The organism is Stenotrophomonas sp. ATCM1_4 (genome assembly GCF_004348115.1).
In the GTDB taxonomy this organism is placed as follows: Bacteria; Pseudomonadota; Gammaproteobacteria; order Xanthomonadales; family Xanthomonadaceae; genus Stenotrophomonas; species Stenotrophomonas capsici.
Window position 1 is genome coordinate 2,346,552 of sequence record NZ_QPFB01000001.1, and the last position, 16,721, is coordinate 2,363,272.

General features: G+C 67.4%; 20 protein-coding genes. 14 read left to right on the forward strand and 6 right to left on the reverse strand.

All coding sequences use genetic code 11. From position 1 onward, the window contains the following. The first annotated feature begins 43 nt into the window (after positions 1-43). From ATCM_RS10765 to ATCM_RS10775, 3 genes are all read left to right on the forward strand, one after another. Positions 44-805, forward strand: a complete 762-nt coding sequence (locus ATCM_RS10765; protein ID WP_132864527.1) for an arginyltransferase — start codon at positions 44-46, stop codon at positions 803-805. A gap of 94 nt (positions 806-899) precedes the next feature. Continuing rightward, a complete protein-coding gene (locus tag ATCM_RS10770; RefSeq protein ID WP_165931079.1) occupies positions 900-1,277 on the forward strand; it encodes a hypothetical protein in 378 nt (125 codons plus the stop codon). 116 nt (positions 1,278-1,393) lie between these two features. Continuing rightward, positions 1,394-2,566, forward strand: a complete 1,173-nt coding sequence (locus ATCM_RS10775; protein ID WP_243694093.1) for an endonuclease/exonuclease/phosphatase family protein — start codon at positions 1,394-1,396, stop codon at positions 2,564-2,566. Between the two features lie 207 nt (positions 2,567-2,773). Here ATCM_RS10775 and purT read toward each other — a convergent pair whose 3' ends face one another. Further along, complete coding sequence (purT, locus tag ATCM_RS10780) at positions 2,774-3,958, reverse strand: formate-dependent phosphoribosylglycinamide formyltransferase (protein ID WP_132864530.1); 1,185 nt, start codon at positions 3,956-3,958, stop codon at positions 2,774-2,776. 205 nt (positions 3,959-4,163) lie between these two features. Between purT and ATCM_RS10785 the strand changes: the two genes are divergently transcribed. The 8 genes from ATCM_RS10785 to ATCM_RS10820 are packed head-to-tail and all read left to right on the forward strand — an operon-like array spanning position 4,164 to position 9,807. Further along, complete coding sequence (locus ATCM_RS10785) at positions 4,164-5,045, forward strand: SPFH domain-containing protein (protein WP_132864531.1); 882 nt, start codon at positions 4,164-4,166, stop codon at positions 5,043-5,045. 10 nt (positions 5,046-5,055) lie between these two features. Further along, entirely contained in the window at positions 5,056-5,340 is a 285-nt protein-coding gene (locus ATCM_RS10790) for a hypothetical protein (RefSeq protein WP_132864532.1), read from the forward strand. Then, positions 5,337-5,519 (forward strand): Arc family DNA binding domain-containing protein, encoded by a 183-nt coding sequence (locus tag ATCM_RS10795; RefSeq protein WP_132864533.1) that lies wholly within the window; start codon positions 5,337-5,339, stop codon positions 5,517-5,519. Before ATCM_RS10790 ends, ATCM_RS10795 begins: the two co-directional genes overlap by 4 nt. Continuing rightward, positions 5,516-5,698 carry a DUF4177 domain-containing protein gene (locus tag ATCM_RS10800; protein WP_132864534.1) on the forward strand — a complete coding sequence of 61 codons (183 nt, stop codon included), beginning with the start codon at positions 5,516-5,518 and terminating at the stop codon, positions 5,696-5,698. Before ATCM_RS10795 ends, ATCM_RS10800 begins: the two co-directional genes overlap by 4 nt. Next, positions 5,698-6,990 carry an alpha/beta fold hydrolase gene (locus ATCM_RS10805; protein WP_243693995.1) on the forward strand — a complete coding sequence of 431 codons (1,293 nt, stop codon included), beginning with the start codon at positions 5,698-5,700 and terminating at the stop codon, positions 6,988-6,990. The genes ATCM_RS10800 and ATCM_RS10805 overlap by 1 nt, the downstream gene beginning before the upstream one ends. Further along, positions 6,987-7,562 (forward strand): PH domain-containing protein, encoded by a 576-nt coding sequence (locus ATCM_RS10810; RefSeq protein ID WP_132864535.1) that lies wholly within the window; start codon positions 6,987-6,989, stop codon positions 7,560-7,562. The genes ATCM_RS10805 and ATCM_RS10810 overlap by 4 nt, the downstream gene beginning before the upstream one ends. 9 nt (positions 7,563-7,571) lie before the next feature. Next, positions 7,572-8,390 carry a M15 family metallopeptidase gene (locus ATCM_RS10815; RefSeq protein WP_132864536.1) on the forward strand — a complete coding sequence of 273 codons (819 nt, stop codon included), beginning with the start codon at positions 7,572-7,574 and terminating at the stop codon, positions 8,388-8,390. Next, on the forward strand, positions 8,371-9,807 hold the full coding sequence (locus tag ATCM_RS10820) for an FAD-binding oxidoreductase (RefSeq protein WP_243693996.1): 1,437 nt from the start codon (positions 8,371-8,373) through the stop codon (positions 9,805-9,807). The genes ATCM_RS10815 and ATCM_RS10820 overlap by 20 nt, the downstream gene beginning before the upstream one ends. A 151-nt stretch (positions 9,808-9,958) precedes the next feature. Here the strand turns inward: ATCM_RS10820 and ATCM_RS10825 are convergent, their stop codons facing one another. From ATCM_RS10825 to ATCM_RS10845, 5 genes are all read right to left on the reverse strand, one after another. Continuing rightward, positions 9,959-10,633 carry a DNA-3-methyladenine glycosylase gene (locus tag ATCM_RS10825; protein ID WP_132864537.1) on the reverse strand — a complete coding sequence of 225 codons (675 nt, stop codon included), beginning with the start codon at positions 10,631-10,633 and terminating at the stop codon, positions 9,959-9,961. A gap of 4 nt (positions 10,634-10,637) precedes the next feature. After that, on the reverse strand, positions 10,638-11,009 hold the full coding sequence (locus tag ATCM_RS10830) for a DUF423 domain-containing protein (RefSeq protein WP_132864538.1): 372 nt from the start codon (positions 11,007-11,009) through the stop codon (positions 10,638-10,640). A 101-nt stretch (positions 11,010-11,110) separates the two neighbouring features. After that, positions 11,111-12,253 carry an SRPBCC family protein gene (locus ATCM_RS10835; protein WP_132864539.1) on the reverse strand — a complete coding sequence of 381 codons (1,143 nt, stop codon included), beginning with the start codon at positions 12,251-12,253 and terminating at the stop codon, positions 11,111-11,113. A gap of 279 nt (positions 12,254-12,532) precedes the next feature. Beyond that, positions 12,533-13,174: a response regulator transcription factor gene (locus ATCM_RS10840; RefSeq protein ID WP_132864540.1), complete on the reverse strand. Its 642-nt coding sequence runs from the start codon at positions 13,172-13,174 to the stop codon at positions 12,533-12,535. Further along, the gene (locus ATCM_RS10845; protein WP_132864541.1) at positions 13,174-14,373 is read right to left on the reverse strand and encodes a sensor histidine kinase; all 1,200 of its coding nucleotides are present in this window, start codon (positions 14,371-14,373) and stop codon (positions 13,174-13,176) included. Before ATCM_RS10845 ends, ATCM_RS10840 begins: the two co-directional genes overlap by 1 nt. Before the next feature lie 153 nt (positions 14,374-14,526). Here ATCM_RS10845 and ATCM_RS10850 point away from each other — a divergent pair, with 153 nt between their 5' ends. Genes ATCM_RS10850 through minD form a run of 3 tightly spaced genes read left to right on the forward strand, consistent with a single transcriptional unit; the run spans position 14,527 to position 16,721 of the window. After that, positions 14,527-15,117, forward strand: coding sequence for a GNAT family N-acetyltransferase (locus tag ATCM_RS10850; protein WP_132864542.1), 591 nt, complete (start codon positions 14,527-14,529; stop codon positions 15,115-15,117). A gap of 2 nt (positions 15,118-15,119) precedes the next feature. Next, on the forward strand, positions 15,120-15,875 hold the full coding sequence (gene minC / locus ATCM_RS10855) for a septum site-determining protein MinC (RefSeq protein ID WP_132864543.1): 756 nt from the start codon (positions 15,120-15,122) through the stop codon (positions 15,873-15,875). A 33-nt stretch (positions 15,876-15,908) separates the two neighbouring features. After that, positions 15,909-16,721, forward strand: coding sequence for a septum site-determining protein MinD (gene minD, locus ATCM_RS10860; RefSeq protein WP_132864544.1), 813 nt, complete (start codon positions 15,909-15,911; stop codon positions 16,719-16,721).

A 16,721-nucleotide genomic window follows, 5' to 3' on the forward strand; every position in this document is an offset into this window, starting at 1 on the left:
GACAGACGCAGGTTCTGCGACGACGCGGGGCTATGCTTGCCCCATGGCAGTACATGACGAAACCAATCAGGAACTACGCCTGTTCCAGACCGGGGAACACCCCTGCGGCTACTGGCCGGAGCGGCAGGCGCGCGATCTCGTGCTCGACCCCCAGGACGAGCGCCTGGGCACGCTGTACCCGATGGCCTTGAGCTGGGGCTTCCGCCGCTCCGGCGACTTGGTCTACCGCCCGCACTGCCAGAACTGCCGTGCCTGCGTGCCGGTGCGCATCCCGGTGGCGCGCTTCGCGCCGGACCGCAGCCAGCGCCGCTGCCTGGCCCGCAACGCCGACCTGGAATGCCGGGTGCTGCCGGCCGAACGCACGGACGAGCAGTTCGCGCTCTACCAGCGCTACCTGCAGCACCGCCATGCCCGTGGCGGCATGGACGACCATGGCCCACACGAGTTCGACCAGTTCCTGATCGGCAGTTGGTCGCACGGGCGCTTCATGGAGATCCGCAGCCCGACCGTGGACCACCAGCGCGGCCGGCTGCTGGGCGTGGCGGTGACCGACGTCACCGAACTTGGCCTGTCGGCGGTGTACACCTTCTTCGACCCGGAGCAGGACAAGCGCAGCCTGGGCACCTTCGCGATCCTGCAGCAGATTGCCTGGGCCCAGCGCGGTGGCCTGCCCCACCTGTACCTGGGCTACTGGATCCACGGCCATCGCAAGATGGACTACAAGCGCCGCTACCATCCGCTGGAGTATTTCGACGGGCGGCACTGGCGGCAGGCCGATCCGGGGAACGAAGCGTTGCAGTCTTGATTTGAATTTAACCAAAGTTCACGCAAAGTTACGCCCGTCGCCGCGGACCTCGCGGCGGCCAAAAGGAAGAACCCCTGTCCAACTGGAGCTATGCGTGAAGATCAAGATCCTGGCTGTTGCCGCTTTTGCCGTCCTGTCCCTGGCCGCCTGCAAGAAGGCCGAGACGCCTGCCGACCCGGCAGCCCCCGCAGCTCCGGCCGCCTCCGCCCCGGCCGCCGTCACCCCGGCGCCGACCACCGACACCGTTGATGCCGGCACCGGCGTCCCGGAATGCGACCAGTACCTGGAGAAGGTCTACGCCTGCATCAGCGACAAGGTTCCCGAAGCCCAGCGCGACATGATGAAGCAGGGCATCGAGCAGTCGAAGAACGCCTGGAAGGGCATCTCCGACAAGACCGCCCTGGCCGCCCAGTGCAAGACCGCCATGGACCAGGCCAAGACCAGCTTCGGCGCCATGGGCTGCACGTTCTGATCCCACGCTGAGCCGGACCTCGGACGCCCCGCCCCCGCGGGGCGTTCGTATTTCTCGTACCGGTCATGAGGTCGTGAGAAAATGCCCGGATGCGCATTCCCACTTTCCTGCTCCCCATGACCCTGCTGCTGGCAGCCTGTTCCACCTCCGCGAACACCGCCAGCGTGCCCTCCTCCGCCGACCACCTGCGGCTGGCCACGTACAACACCTCGCTGTACTCCGACGAGGAAGGTGGCCTGATCCGCGAACTGCAGGGCGACAGCGCCCATGCACGCAAGATCGCCGCGGTGCTGCAACAGGCGCGCCCGGACCTGGTGCTGCTCAACGAGTTCGACTTCGACCCGGCCCACCGGGCCGCCGAGCTGTTCCAGCAGCGCTACCTCGAAGTGGCCCAGCCCGGTGGCGGCGAACCGCTGCACTACCCCTACCGCTACCTGGCACCGGTCAACACCGGCGTGCCCAGCGGCCTGGACCTGGACAACAACGGCAGCGTCGGCGGCACCGGCCGCGAGCGTGGCAACGATGCGTGGGGCTACGGCCTGCACCCGGGCCAGTACGGCATGCTGGTGCTGTCCCGCTACCCCATCGACGAGAAGCACGTACGCAGCTTCCAGCTGCTGAAGTGGAGCGCCATGCCCGGCGCGCTGCGCCCGATCGAGCCGGGCACCGGCAAATCGTTCTGGCCCGATGCGGTGTGGTCACAGCTGCGCCTGTCGTCCAAGTCGCACTGGGACGTGCCGGTGGAAACCCCGCTGGGCACCGTGCATGTGCTGGCCTCCCACCCCACCCCGCCGGTGTTCGATGGCAAGGAGAAGCGCAACGCCGCGCGCAACCATGACGAGCTGCGGCTGTGGAAGGACTATCTCGATGGCGGCAACGACGCCTGGCTGTGCGACGACCAGGGCCGCTGCGGCGGGCTGGCCGCCGATGCGCGGTTCGTGATCGTCGGCGACATGAACAACGACCCGGTCGATGGCGACGGCCGCCACGACGCCATCCTCGAACTGCTCGAGCATCCGCGCGTGCTGCGCTACCCCACGCCGAGCAGCGAGGGCGCGCGCGAGACCAGCCTGGCCTATGCCGAAAAGGGCCTGGTCCGACGCGGCGCACCGCAGCACGCCACCGGTGATTTCGGCCCGCGCTCGGGCACGATGCGCCTGGACTACGTGCTGCCATCCACGGGTTTCAGCTACATCGGCAGCGGCGTGTTCTGGCCGGCCAACGCCAGCCCCGAGGCGAAGATCGCCGACGGCAGCGACCACCATCTGGTCTGGGTGGACGTGCGCTGAGGGCTTACGGAAAACGCCGGCGGAAGCCGGCGTTTTTTGTTGCGGCAAGACCAAAAGCTTACCCCTCCCCCGTCCTACCCTTGGCTGCGCCATAGGGAGGCGGCGGTTCTGCGCGGCGCTTCAGGCTGCAACGAACCCTGCTTTTGCCCCACCCTTTGGCACAACCAAGGGGAGGGTTCGGGAGGGGGCTCCAAAAACGCGCTCAGCTCAGCGCAACTCAATCCCGATCGCAGCCGCCGCATCGCGCGCGATCGCACGCGCCTGGTCCACGTCGGCCGCGCGCGCCAGGGTGACGCCGACGCGGCGCTGGCCCTGCACCATCGGCTTGCCGAACAGGCGCAGCGCCGAATCCGGGTGCAACAGCGCTTCGGCCACGTTGCTGAAGAACGGCACGCCATTGCCCTGCGCCAGCATCGCGCACGAGGCCGATGCGCCGTGGTGACGGATCACCGGGATCGGCAGGCCCAGGATCGCGCGGGCATGCAGCGCGAACTCACTCAGCTCCTGCGATACCAGCGTGACCAGGCCGGTGTCGTGCGGACGCGGCGAGACCTCGCTGAACCAGACATCGTCGCCCTTCACGAACAGCTCCACGCCGAACAGGCCCCAGCCACCGAGGTCGTCGGTGATGGCGCGGGCAATCTGCTGCGCGCGCTCCAGCGCCTTGGGCGACATCGCCTGCGGCTGCCAGCTTTCGCGGTAGTCACCGTCGCGCTGCAGGTGCCCAACCGGATCGCAGAACGACGTGCCGCCGGCATGGCGCACAGTCAGCAGGGTGATCTCGTACTCGAAGTCGATGAAGCCCTCGACGATGCAGCGACCGGCACCGGCGCGGCCCCCGGTCTGCGCGTAGTCCCACGCCGGGCCGATGTCGGCCTCGCTGCGCAACGTGCTCTGGCCCTTGCCCGAGGACGACATCACCGGCTTGACCACGCACGGCAGGCCGATCGCGGCCACCGCATCGCGGTATTCGGCCTCGGTATCGACGAAACGGTACGGCGAGGTCGGCAGGCCCAGCGTCTCGGCCGCCAGCCGGCGGATGCCCTCGCGGTCCATGGTCAGGCGCGCGGCGCGGGCGGTCGGGATCACCCGCAGGCCCTGTTCGGCTTCCAGCTGCACCAGGGTTTCGGTGTGGATGGCCTCGATCTCCGGCACGACCAGATGCGGCTGCTCCTGGGCAATCACGGCCTTCAGCGCCGCCGGGTCGAGCATGTCCAGCACGTGGCTGCGGTGCGCCACCTGCATGGCCGGCGCATCGGCATACCGGTCGGCGGCAATCACTTCCACCCCGAAGCGCTGCAGCTCGATGGCGACTTCCTTGCCCAGTTCACCGGAGCCGAGCAGCAGGACACGGGTGGCGGAGGGCGACAGCGGGGTACCGAGCGTGGTCATCAGGCGATTCCGGGGGCAGGACCAAAAGGGATGCACATTCTAGGCAAGCCGGCCCCTGGGCGGGGCCGCGCGCGCCGCACCGCCAGGCGGCACGGGGTTCCGTCCACCACCCCGCTTCCGGGTGCCAATCCCGGCCGTCCGCGGGGCACTTGCGGATTGATATCAATTTGATATCTTCGCGCTCAACCACCACGGAAGACGTGCCATGAAAGAGAAGCCTCTCAGTTCGCTGTCCGGTATCCCCACCCTGCTTGGCACCCTCGCCCTGATGCTGGCGGGCACGGTCGCCATCATCTTCGCCGTGGTCCTGACCAAATCCGGCCTGGGCGGCGGCGGGTTGATGGTGCTTGCCGGCATCGTGCTGGTGACCGTCGGCATCTTCCTCAGCTGCGGCCTGTACATGGTCCAGCCCAACCAGGCCGCGGTGCTCAGCCTGTTCGGCAAGTACGTCGGCACGGTCAAGGACAACGGCCTGCGCTGGAACAACCCCTTCCTGACCAAGCGCAAGGTCAGCCAGCGCGTGCGCAACTTCGAGAGCGGCAAGCTCAAGGTCAACGAGCTGGACGGCTCGCCCATCGAGATCGCCGCGGTCATCGTCTGGCAGGTGGTCGATGCCTCCGAAGCGGTCTACAACGTCGATGACTACGAGAGCTTCGTGCACATCCAGTCCGAGTCGGCGCTGCGCGCAATGGCCACCAGCTACCCCTACGACCAGCACACCGACGGGCAGCTGGCCCTGCGCAGCCATGCCAGCGAGATCTCCCAGCACCTGAAGGACGAGTTGGCCGAACGCCTGGCCGATGCCGGCGTGCAGGTGCTCGATGCCCGCATCAGCCACCTGGCCTACGCGCCGGAAATCGCCCAGGCCATGCTGCAGCGCCAGCAGGCCAGCGCGGTGATCGCCGCACGCACGCAGATCGTGGCCGGTGCCGTCGGCATGGTCGAGATGGCCCTGGTCGAACTGCAGAAGAACGCCGTGGTCGAGCTGGACGAGGAGCGCAAGGCGCACATGGTCAGCAACCTGCTCACCGTGTTGTGCTCGGACCGCGGCACCCAGCCGATCGTCAATGCCGGCTCGCTATACTGAGGACCTCCCGTTGAATGCCCTTGCCCCCCTGATCATCGCCGCCACCGGCATCCCCGCCCTGTGCTTCGCCGCCTGGAGCGGCCGCCCCGGCACCGTGCATGCGCGCGGGCTGGGGCTGCGCTGGGCATTGATCGCGCTGTGCCTGTTCGTCGGCGCGGTTGGCGTATACCTGGCCGGCGACAACCGCAACATCGCCTACGGCGTGGTGATCGCGCTGGTGATCGCGGTCAACGCGCTGGGCATCTCGCTGGTGGTGCACCTGCGCCGCGAGCGCAACGGAGTCCCCCGCAAGTGAGTGAGAAGAAGGCCTACCCGCTGCGCATCAACGCCGACGTACTGGCGGCGGCCCAGCGCTGGGCCGACGACGAGCTGCGCAGCCTCAACGCGCAGATCGAGTACGTGATCCGCGACGCCCTGCGCAAGGCCGGGCGTCTTCCCAGACCCGACGCTGACACGAAACAGGAAGACCCATGAGCAAGCAATGGAAGTACCTCGTCGTTGAAGTGAAGACCGGCCTGATGGGCGGCTTCAGGCATGAAGCACTGCAGGAAGAACTGGACAAGCAGGGCCGGCTCGGCTGGGAACTGGTCAACGTCGTGCACGCCACGCCGACGATCTCCTCGCCCACGCTTGTGTTCAAGAAGGAGCAATGATGAACACCGTGACGGCCTGGATTGCCGCGGCGATGCTCACCCTGTCCGGCAGTGCGTTCGCGGCGGAGCCGGAGGCATTGGCCACGCGCCTGCTCGACCAGCTCGATGCCGGCCAGTACGCCCAGGCCGAGGCCATGTTCTCGGCGCAGATGAAGGCCGCGGTGCCGGCCGACAAGCTCCGTGCGGTCTGGGAGTCGCTGCCGGCGCAGATGGGAGCCGCCACCGGCCGGGGCGATGCACGCACCAGCGAAGCCGACGGCGTGCGCATCGTGGTCATCCCGTTGCAGTACGCCAACGGCGCACTGCAGGCACGGGTTGCCCTGGACAGCGATGACCGGATCACCGGCTTCCTGGTCCAGCCGGCCGGCCCGCCAGCGGCCGCCGCGCCGGCCGCCGATGCGGCCTTCATCGAGCAGGACTTCCAGGTGCCTGCCAGTGCAGCGGGCAAGGCCGCCCTGCCCGGCACGCTGGCCCTGCCCAAGGGCAAGGGCCCGTTCCCGGCGCTGGTGCTGGTGCATGGCTCCGGCCCGCAGGACCGCGACGAAACCATCGGTTCCAATCGCCCGTTCCTGGACATCGCGCGCGGCCTGGCCGCACAGGGCATCGCGGTGCTGCGTTACGAGAAGCGCACCCGTGCACGCCCACAGGAGTTCCAGGGCGCCTTCACCGTCGATGACGAAACCACCAACGATGCCGCTGCCGCGGTGCAGGCCCTGACGGCCACGCCCGGCATCGATCCGCAACAGGTCTACCTGCTTGGCCACAGCCAAGGCGGCCTGCTCGCCGGCCGGATCGCCAGGGCCACCGACGGCAAGCTGGCCGGGCTGATCCTGCTGGCCGCACCGGTGCGGCCGATCCTGGACATCCTGGCCGAGCAGAACCGCTACATGGCCAACCTCGACGGCAGCGTCAGCGCCGAAGAGCAGGCGCAACTGGTCGCACTGGACGCCGCCATCGCCCAGGTCCGGCGCGATCCCGACGCCACGCTGATGAACCTGCCCGGACGCTTCTGGCAACAACTGGAACAGGTCGACCCGGTCGCCGATGTCCGCGCCAGCGGCCTGCCGGTGCTGCTGTTGCAGGGCGGGCAGGACTTCCAGGTGGTCGATGCCGAGTGGCAGCTGTGGCGCAAGGGCCTGCAGGGCGAACGCTACCGGTTCCATCACTACCCCGCGCTCAATCACCTGGCCATCCGTGCCAGCGGCAAGCCGGCGCTGCAGGACTACCAGCAGCCCGGTCACGTCGATGCTGTGCTGATCAACGACATCGCGCAGTGGATCAAGGCGCAATGAGCAAAGTGCCCCTCGCAGCCGGCGAAGAACTGCAGTCGATCAAGGTCGCCTCCCCCAGCCGCGGCGCGCTGTGGTGGCTGTGGGGACCGATCCTGCTGGCGATCAGCATCGAACCACTGATCCGCCTGTTTGCTGGCAAGGCTGCGGTCACCGCGGCCTTCGCTTCGTGGGGTCCGCTGGTGGTGATGCCATTGATCACCCTCGCCTTGTCCCTGCTGTGCCAGCGCCGCGCGATCACCCTCGGCAACGGCCAGCTGGATATCGTCAGCACGCTGTACCGCAAACGCGTCCCGTTGACATCATTGCGCCTGGAGCGCGCCCGGGTGGTGAACTTCGACGAGCACCCCGAGTTAAAGCCGGGCAATAAAAGCAACGGCGTCCAGTTCCCGGGTTTTCGCTCCGGCCATTTCCATATGGGCGATGGCGGCAAGGGCTTCTGCCTGATCACCGACAACCGGCGTGTGCTGATCCTGCCGTTGCGCGATGGCTCCACGCTGATGCTCAGCCCCGAGCAGCCCCGGGCACTGCTCGATGCGCTGCGCCATCTGGTCGAGCGCCCCGCGCGGCCCTAAGCTGCGGGGATGCGCAACGCCCCCCATCTCCTGATCAACACCCCGGATATCGAAATCTGGCCCGGCGGGTTGCTGCACGCACGCAGCAACCACGATGCACGTGTGCTGGCGCGGGCCAGCCATGTCCTGCGCCGCAAGCAGGACGGGCGCTACCTCGCCGCGCAGCTTGCCGGCGGGCTGATGCCCCTGCTCCCCCGCCTGGCCGATGCCGCCGGCATCAACGAAGCCCTGGCCGCGCTGGACACCCGCCTCACCCAACCGGCACGCATCCCGCCGCCGCCGGGCACGCTTCCGCTGGACCGCCTGCAGCAGCGCCTGGACCAGCTCGGCCTGGATGAGCTCCGCTATGCCGAACGCACCGGTCTGGCACTGGTGGCCGAACCCGCACACCTGGCATTGGCCGGCTTCGACCGCTACCGCCGCCCCCTGTGGCTCACCCGTGCCGCGGCGCGCGCGTGGCAGCGCCTGCAGCAGGCCGCCGCGGTCGACGGCATCGCCCTGGAGGCGATTTCCGGGTACCGCAGCCATGCCTACCAGCTGGGCATCTTCGAGCGGAAGCAGGCGCGCGGGCTGTCGGTGGAACAGATCCTCACCGTCAATGCCGCACCAGGCTACAGCGAACACCACGGCGGCAACGCGCTGGACATCAGCAGCCCCGGCGAGCCGGCCGCCGAGGAATCCTTCGAGCACACGGCCGCGTTCGCATGGTTGCAGCTGCACGCCGCCACGTTCGGCTTCCACATGAGCTATCCCCGCGACAATCCGCACGGCATCGTCTACGAGCCGTGGCATTGGTGCCTTGCCAGCCGTGACGACGCACCGAACTGATCCGCGCCGCCGCGCGGTGCTGCAGGGCACGCTGTCGGCAGGCCTGCTTGGCGGCTTGACGGCGTGCCGTCGCGACGCCGGGCAGCCGCAGGCGAGCGATGTGGCGCAACTGGACCAGACCCGGATCGCCGGCACGCTGCACCCCACCGGCAGCGCCGGCATTGCCGCGGCACTGCGCCGTTGGCCCGGGGTGGTCTGCATCGCAGGCGGCCGCTACAGCATGGGCGGGCAGACCCGCGAACCGGACGCGCTGCAGCTGGACATGACCACGATGAACCGCCTGGTCTGGCTGGACACCGCCCACCGGCGGGTGCGCGTGCAGGCCGGCATGCGCTGGCGAGAACTGCAGGCGTTGATCGACCCGCACGACCTGTCGGTCAAGGTCATGCAGAGCTACAGCAACTTCTCCATCGGCGGATCGGTCTCGGTCAACTGCCATGGCCGCTACATCGGCAATGGTGCGTTGGCTGGCACGGTGCGCGCCCTGCAACTGGTCACCGCGGCCGGTGAAACGCTGGAGCTCTCGCGCATGCAGCAGCCGGAGCTGTTCGCCGCGGTGATCGGCGGGTACGGCGGGCTCGGCGTGATCACCGAGGTCGAACTCGACCTGACCGACAATGAAGTGATCGCGCGCAAGGTCGAGCAGGTTGCACTGGCCGACTATCCGGACTGGTTCCAGGCGCAGGTGCTCGGCCGGGACGACGTGGTGCTGCACAACGCCGACCTGATCCCCCCGGACTTCGACAGGCCCCTGGCGATCAGCTGGCGCCGCAGCCATGCGCCGCTCACCGACCCGCTGCGGCTGATACCCGGCCAATCCAGCTACCCCAAGCAGCAGAACATGATCTGGGCCGCTTCCGAGCTGCCGGGAGGCGACCAGCTGCGCGACGTCTACCAGACCCGGCAATTGCTGACCCAGCCACGCGTGATCCGGCGCAACCTGGAGGCCAGCCTGGACGCGACCGCGCTGGAACCCCGCACGCGACGCATGTCGTCCTATCTGCTGCAGGAGTACTTCGTCCCGATGTCGGCCTTCGCATCGTTCGCACGGGCGATGACGCGCATCCTGCGCGAGGGCGAGGCCAATGCGCTGAACATCTCGGTCCGGCACGCACCGGCGGACACCACCTCGCTGATGCGCTGGGCGCGCGAGGACGTGTTCTGCTTCGTGCTGTACCACAAGCAGCGCAACTGGAATGCGGCCGAGCAGAACACCCGTCGCTGGACCCGGCAGCTGATCGCCGCCGCGCTGGCGCATGGCGGTTGTTACTACCTGCCCTATCGCCTGCATGCCACGCTGGCGCAGTTCCGCAGCGCTTACCCGCAGGCGCCCCGCTTCGCCGCGATCAAGCGCCAGGTGGATCCGGACAACCGCTTCCGCAACCTGCTGTGGGACCGCTATCTGCCGCACGGCTGATCCCCGTGGGGGCGGCCTCCACGAACGACGGAACTGCACCGGGCGAGGCAACTGCCCGGCGGCAGCGAAGCGGCGCGAGTCACGCCGTGAATCCTGACCGGGACCGGGAGCCTGCCCACTTCGCGGCCGAAGCCGCCCCTACCGGCGGTGCTCAATCCTGAGAGCGGTTGGTGGCCGGCTTCGGATCAACGCTGAAGTCCGCGATCCGCCACAGGTACAGGCTGGCGTAGGTGCGGTACGGCCCCCAGCGCTCGCCCCGTTCGGCCAGCGCCTTGGGCGTCGGCATCGCCCCGGCCTTGTCCACGCGCTGTGCACCCTTGCGGATGCCCAGGTCATCGATCGGCAGGATGTCCGGCCGGCCCAACCGGAACATCAGCATCATCTCCACCGTCCAGCGCCCGATGCCGCGCACCGGCACCAAGGCCCGGATGATGTCCTCATGGTCCATCGTCGACATCTGCCGCAACGTCGGCAGTTCGCCGGCGGCCTCGCGCCGGGCCAGGTCACGCAGCGCCAGCGACTTGTTGCCGGACACGCCGCACGCGCGCAGCCCGGCATCATCGATCAACGACAAGGTATCGGCGTGCAGGCGCCGGCTGCCGATGGCCGCCTCCACCCGGCCCACGATCGTGGAGGCCGCCTTGCCGCTGAGCTGCTGGAACAGGATCGCGCGCGCCAGCGCATCGACCGGGTCGAACGATCGCTTCCAGCCATCCGGCGCCGGCAACGGCCCCAGCCGGCGGATCCAGCCGGCCAGCTTCCGATCACTGCGCTGCAGGTGCGCCAGCGCCTGATCGACATCGAAACCACGCGCATGACGCGGCATGGGGTCAGCGCTTCAGCGCACTGAGCGCCAGCAGCACCCAGCCCCCCATCAGGGTCGTGCCGCCGGCCGGTGCAAGCGTGGTCGGCCACAGCGCCAGCACGTTGCCGGCCAGGCTGCCGGAGAACAGCAGCGTCCCCAGCAGCAGCACATACAGCGCGACCCGCGCGAGACCGTTCAACGACGACCCGCCCAGCACCGCCAGCACCGCGCCATGGCCCAACGCATACAGCGCGGCGGTGTTCAGGTGCGACTGCGCCAACGGCTCGCTCACGCCGTGCGAGGCATAGGCCGACAGCCCGATCGCCACGGCCGCCAGCAAGCCGCCACAGAACGCCAGGAAAGAAGGTTTACGCGAACGTCGTTCCTGTCCAAGCATGTGCCTGCTCCCGTCTGCGGGCCGGCCGGGCCGGCCAAAAAAAACGCGCCGCAGGGAGCGGCGCGTTTTCGTGTATCACTTCACCAGCAACATCCGGCCGCTTACTTGACGGCCCAGTAGATGTCGTAGGTGCCGTCGGTGGTGAACGCCTTGTCCACGCCACCCTTCCACGACTCGTACGGACGATCCACCACTTCGTTGCCCATGGTGGTTGCCCAGGCACGCAGCGCGTTGCGGGCGACATCCAGGCCAGCCATGTGGCCGGTGTAGGCAGCGGTGGCAGCACGGTGCGGCGTGGTGTGCACGTAGGTAACCGGGTTGCCGGACGGGATCTTGACGGTCAGTGCATCACCGGAAACGGCAACCGGAGCCGCCGGGGCGGCAGCTTCGCCGTCCTTCTTGTCCTTGTCGCCGGCGGCAGCCGGAGCAGCACTGCCCTTGCGGACCGGCAGGACCACGTCGAAGGCGTACTTCTCGGCACCGAAGTCGGTGGTCACGATGCGCACCGGACCGGCGGCGACCAGGCCGTTGGCATCCATCGCACGCTTGATCCACTCCATGTTGTCGTTGATCGACTGCTTGATGGAGTCGTTGTTGCGGTCGATGTTGCCGGCGTTGACGACCAGCAGGTTCTCGGCCGGCAGCTCGACGACCTTCAGGTCGGTCAGCGGCGCTTCGGCAGCGGCGTAGTCAACGTTCGGCACCGAGGCCAGCATGTTGGCCATGCGCGACAGGCCCAGCTTCAGGTCGTCGCCGACGTGGCGGCTGACGTACAGGCCGGCGTAACGGCCGAACAGGTCGAAGCCGTACTTGACCGAATAGTCCTGGGTGATCTTGACGTTGCGGTCGTTCTTGCCGGTCGGCTCCAGGGTGAAGGTGGTCACCTTGTCCGTGCCGCGGGTCACGTCGTCAATGGCGATCACGACGCGCTTGTTCTTCTCGCTTTCCTTGATCTCCCAGCTGCCCTGGCCCAGGGCGTCATTCTTGGAGGAGTACTCCATGCGGGCACCGACGCCAGCATCCGGGCCGCTGTACTTCAGCTCGACCGCCTTGTCGCGCAGCACCAGCGGGTTCCAGTCCTTGAAGCGGCGCAGGCTGTTGACCGTGTCATACACGATCGTCATCTTGCGGTTGGTTTCGATGCTTTCGGAAATGTGGCGCTCACCCGGCAGACACACGCCGATGATGACAAACAAGCCAGCCACGATCCCCAAGGCAATCAGGAACTCGATAATACGGGTCATTCAGGAGTCTCCGGGGCCGATCCCACGGCCGGGTTGATTGAAGCGAAGCCCCCATCCTATCAGGCTTTTCGCACGATGTTGATTACAAATGGCGTACCGGTTTCCATCCCCGGATGGCGGCGTCAGATCGACAGACCGCAGGGTAGCGCATCAACCGCCAAGCAGATGTGCCTTCATGCATTCGTCAAGGCCATGTGATGACCCTGAGCCGCCCATTCTCACTCCAGTGGCACCGCCGGCACCAGTACCCCACGCGTATTCATCCAACTCTCCCACCGCTCAGACCAGCTGCAGCTCGAAGGCCTTGAGCACGGCACGGGTGCGGTCGCGCACGCCGAGCTTGGACAGGATGTTGGAAACGTGGTTCTTGATGGTGCCCTCGGCCACACCGAGCGAGTTGGCGATCTCCTTGTTGGAGAAGCCGCTGGCCATCAGCCGCAGGATCTCGGTCTCGCGGTCGGTCAGCGGGTCCGGGCGGTCCAGGCTGACGAACTCGTTGCGCATGTGCTCCAGCCCGGACAGCAGCCGCTGGGTCACCGCCGGCTGCACCAGCGAGCCGCCCTCGGACACGGTGCGGATCGCACCGACCAGCTGTTCCAGGGTGACGTCCTTGAGCAGGTAGCCCTTGGCCCCGGCCTTGAGCCCGGCCAGCACCAGCTGGTCGTCGTCGAAGGTGGTCAGGATGATCGACGGCGGCAGCTGGCCCAACCGGCTCAGGGTCTGCAACGCCTCCAGCCCGGACATCACCGGCATGCGCATGTCCATCAGCACCACGTCCGGCTTCACGGTCGGGATCATCTCCACCGCCTGCCGGCCGTCGGTGGCCTCGGCCACCACTTCGATGCCGTCGTCCAGCGCCAACAACGAACGGATGCCCTGCCGTACCAGGGTTTGGTCGTCCACCAGGCAGACACGGATCATCAGTTCACTCCTTGTGGCCCCGAGGCCAACATCATATGGGTAGTCACCGGCAGGCTGGCGCGAAGGCGGAAGCCCTCCCCCTTGCGTGCCGACACATCAAGGCTGCCCTGGTACTGGGCCAGCCGCTCACGCATGCCGCGCAGGCCATTTCCCGGCAGGATCTCGTCAACTTCACCGCCAATGCCGTCATCATGGGCATCAATGACGATCTCACCCCCTTCCCGCTCGACCTGGATCCAGAGGTTGCGGGCGCCGGCATGACGCACCGCATTGGTGATGATTTCCTGGGTGCAGCGCAGCAGCACGTGGGCGCGCTCGGGGTCCTCGACGTTCAGCGGGTCGTCCATCTGCAGATGGATGTCCAGCGACGGCACCCGCTCGGTCAGCGGCCGCAGCGCAGCGGCCAGGTCGATGGCACCGCTCTCGCGCAGCTGGCTGACTGCCTCGCGCACGTCGGTGAGCAGCAGCTTGGCCAGCGTGTGCGCCTGCCGGACATGCTCCTGGGCCTGGCCTTCGGTGATGTGGCCGGCCACTTCCAGGTTCAGGCTCAACGCCGTCAGGTGGTGCCCGAGCAGGTCATGCAGCTCGCGGGAAATGCGGGTGCGCTCGTTGACCCGGGCGCTTTCGGCCAGCAGCAGGCGCGTGGCGCGCAGTTCGGCGTTGAGCCGGCGCTGCTCCTCGCGGGCCAGCGTCTGCTGGCGGGCGACCAGGCTGGTGACGAACACGAACATCGAGAAACCGCCGTACAGCAGCGACTGCAGCAGCGCCTCGAACAGCGGCAGGCCGATGATCAGGCTGTAGACCGGCAGCACCGCCAGCTGGCTGACCACCAGCCACAGCACGCCCACCCATTTGCTCAGCAGCCACGGGATCACCCCCGCCGCCACCATCATCAGGATGCTGCCCAGCCCGGTGCCGGAGATGTAGCTGACCACCAGCGCCGAAATGGTCAGCAGCAGCAGGGCCAGCCGGTCGTACCAGCCGGTATGCCCGGCGGCATTCAGCCCCCGGGTCAGCCAGAAGTAGCAGCCACCGAAGGACAGGTAGGCGATGAACAGCCAGGCGGCCTCGTTGGCGCCCGGCTGCATCATCCCTTCTTCGGGCGCGTACTGCGTATAGATCAGCGGCAGGCTGACCAGGGCCCAGGTGAACAGGCCGGCCAGGCGGAGGACGCGGGTATGGCTGAGGTATCCCAACATGCGTGCATGGTAAGGATTGCAGGGCCCGTGCGCTCTCCCACGGAAGTCATGCCCGCCAACGGCATGGGACTGCTCGCCGCCCCTGCGCCAGCCATGCGATAATCGCGGCAAAGCCCGCTGGGCCGACGACCGTTTCACCCCCACGGAGTCACAATGTCGATTGTCATCCGCGACGTGCGCGAGCACGAGCTTGATTCCGTTCTGGCACTGAACAATAACGCTGGCTTGGCGATCCTCCCGCTGGATGCGGCCAAGGTCCGTCGCTTCTACGAGACGGCCGAGTATTTCCGCATCGCCGAGCGCGACGGCAACATGGCCGGCTTTCTGGTCGGCTATGGCAGCCACGCCGAGCATGACAGCTGCAACTTCGCCTGGTTCCAGAAGCGTTACCCCAGCTTCTTCTACATTGACCGCATCGTGGTGGCCAGCCGCCGCCGCGGTGGTGGCGTGGGCCGGGCGTTCTACGCCGACGCCCAGAGCTACGCCGAGCTGCGCTATCCGCAGATGGCCTGCGAGGTGTTCCTCGACCATGGCGCCGATGCCGCGCTGCTGTTCCACGGCAGCTTCGGCTTCCGCGAGGTCGGCCAGAACACCATGCCGGACGTGGACGTGCGGGCCAGCATGCTGCTCAAGGACCTGTGCAGCTACGAATGGGTGAAGGAAACCTATGGCGACAACCTGCCCGACGTTCCTTGGGTGGGCAACACACGCCGGCCGCTGCAGCAGCGTCCGACGGGAACCTGAACATGGCAGTGAATTTGGATTACGAACAGGCAGGTGAACTGAAAATCGGGCAGGTCGGCATCGCCAACCTGCGTATCCGCACCCTCGATGTGGCGCGACTGACCCAGGAAATGCACGAGCGTGTGGCGCGTGCGCCGAAGCTGTTCGGCCGTGCCGCGGTGATCCTGGACTTCGGCGGGCTGATCCAGCTCCCCGACCTGGCCACGGCCCAGGCACTGCTCGCCGGCCTGCGCGAGGCCGGCGTACTGCCGGTCGCCCTCGCCTACGGCACCCAGGAAACCGAGCGTCTGGCCGAGCAGCTGGGCCTGCCGCTGCTGGCCAAGTTCCGCGCCCAGTACGAACGGGCCGATGCCGAACCGGCAGCGCGCCCGCGCGCACCGGAACCGGCACCCGCCCCGGCACCCCCCGCGCCTCCGGCCGCTTCGCCGCAGCCGGGCCGCATGCAATTGACCAACGTCCGCTCCGGCCAACAGCTGTACGCGGAGAACTGCGACCTGACCGTACTCTCAACGGTGGGTGCAGGCGCCGAGGTCATTGCCGATGGCAGCATCCATATCTACGGTACCCTGCGTGGCCGTGCCCTGGCTGGCGCGCAAGGCAATGAAGCGGCTCGCATCTTCTGCCGCGACTTCCATGCTGAACTCGTTGCCATTGCAGGACGCTACAAGGTGCTGGACGATATTCCGGACAATCTGCGTGGCAAGTCCGTGCAGGTTTGGCTGGAACAGGACCAGATCATGATCGCTGCGCTGGATTGACGCAGCCCACCCCGAATATTCAGGAGAAATCCTTTGGCTGAAATCATCGTTGTCACTTCCGGCAAAGGCGGCGTGGGCAAGACCACTTCCAGCGCCAGCATCGCGTCTGGCCTTGCACGCCGCGGCAAGAAGGTTGCCGTCATCGACTTTGACGTCGGCCTGCGCAACCTGGACCTGATCATGGGCTGCGAGCGCCGGGTGGTGTACGACTTCGTCAACGTCGTCCATGGCGAGGCCACGCTCAAGCAGGCCCTGATCAAGGACAAGCGTTTCGAGAACCTGTACGTGCTGGCTGCCTCGCAGACCCGCGACAAGGACGCGCTGAACAAGGAAGGCGTGGAGAAGGTCCTCAAGGACCTGGCCGCCGACGGCTTCGACTACATCATCTGCGACTCCCCGGCCGGCATCGAGAAGGGCGCGTTCCTGGCGATGTACTTCGCCGACCGCGCCGTGGTGGTGGTGAACCCGGAAGTGTCCTCGGTGCGTGACTCGGACCGCATCATCGGCCTGCTCGACTCCAAGACCGCCAAGGCCGAGACCGGCAACGGCGGCGTGCCGGCCTTCCTGCTGCTGACCCGCTACAGCCCGGTCCGCGTGGAAAGCGGCGAGATGCTCAGCATCACCGACGTGGAGGAAGTGCTGGGGCTGAAGGCCATCGGCGTGATCCCCGAATCCGGTGACGTGCTCAACGCCTCCAACAAGGGCGAACCGGTCATCCTGGACGCCGAATCGCCGGCCGGCCAGGCCTATGAAGACGCGGTGGGCCGCATCCTCGGCGAGGAGCGCCCGATGCGCTTCACGACGGTCGAGAAGAAGGGCTTCTTCAGCAAGCTGTTCGGAGGATAA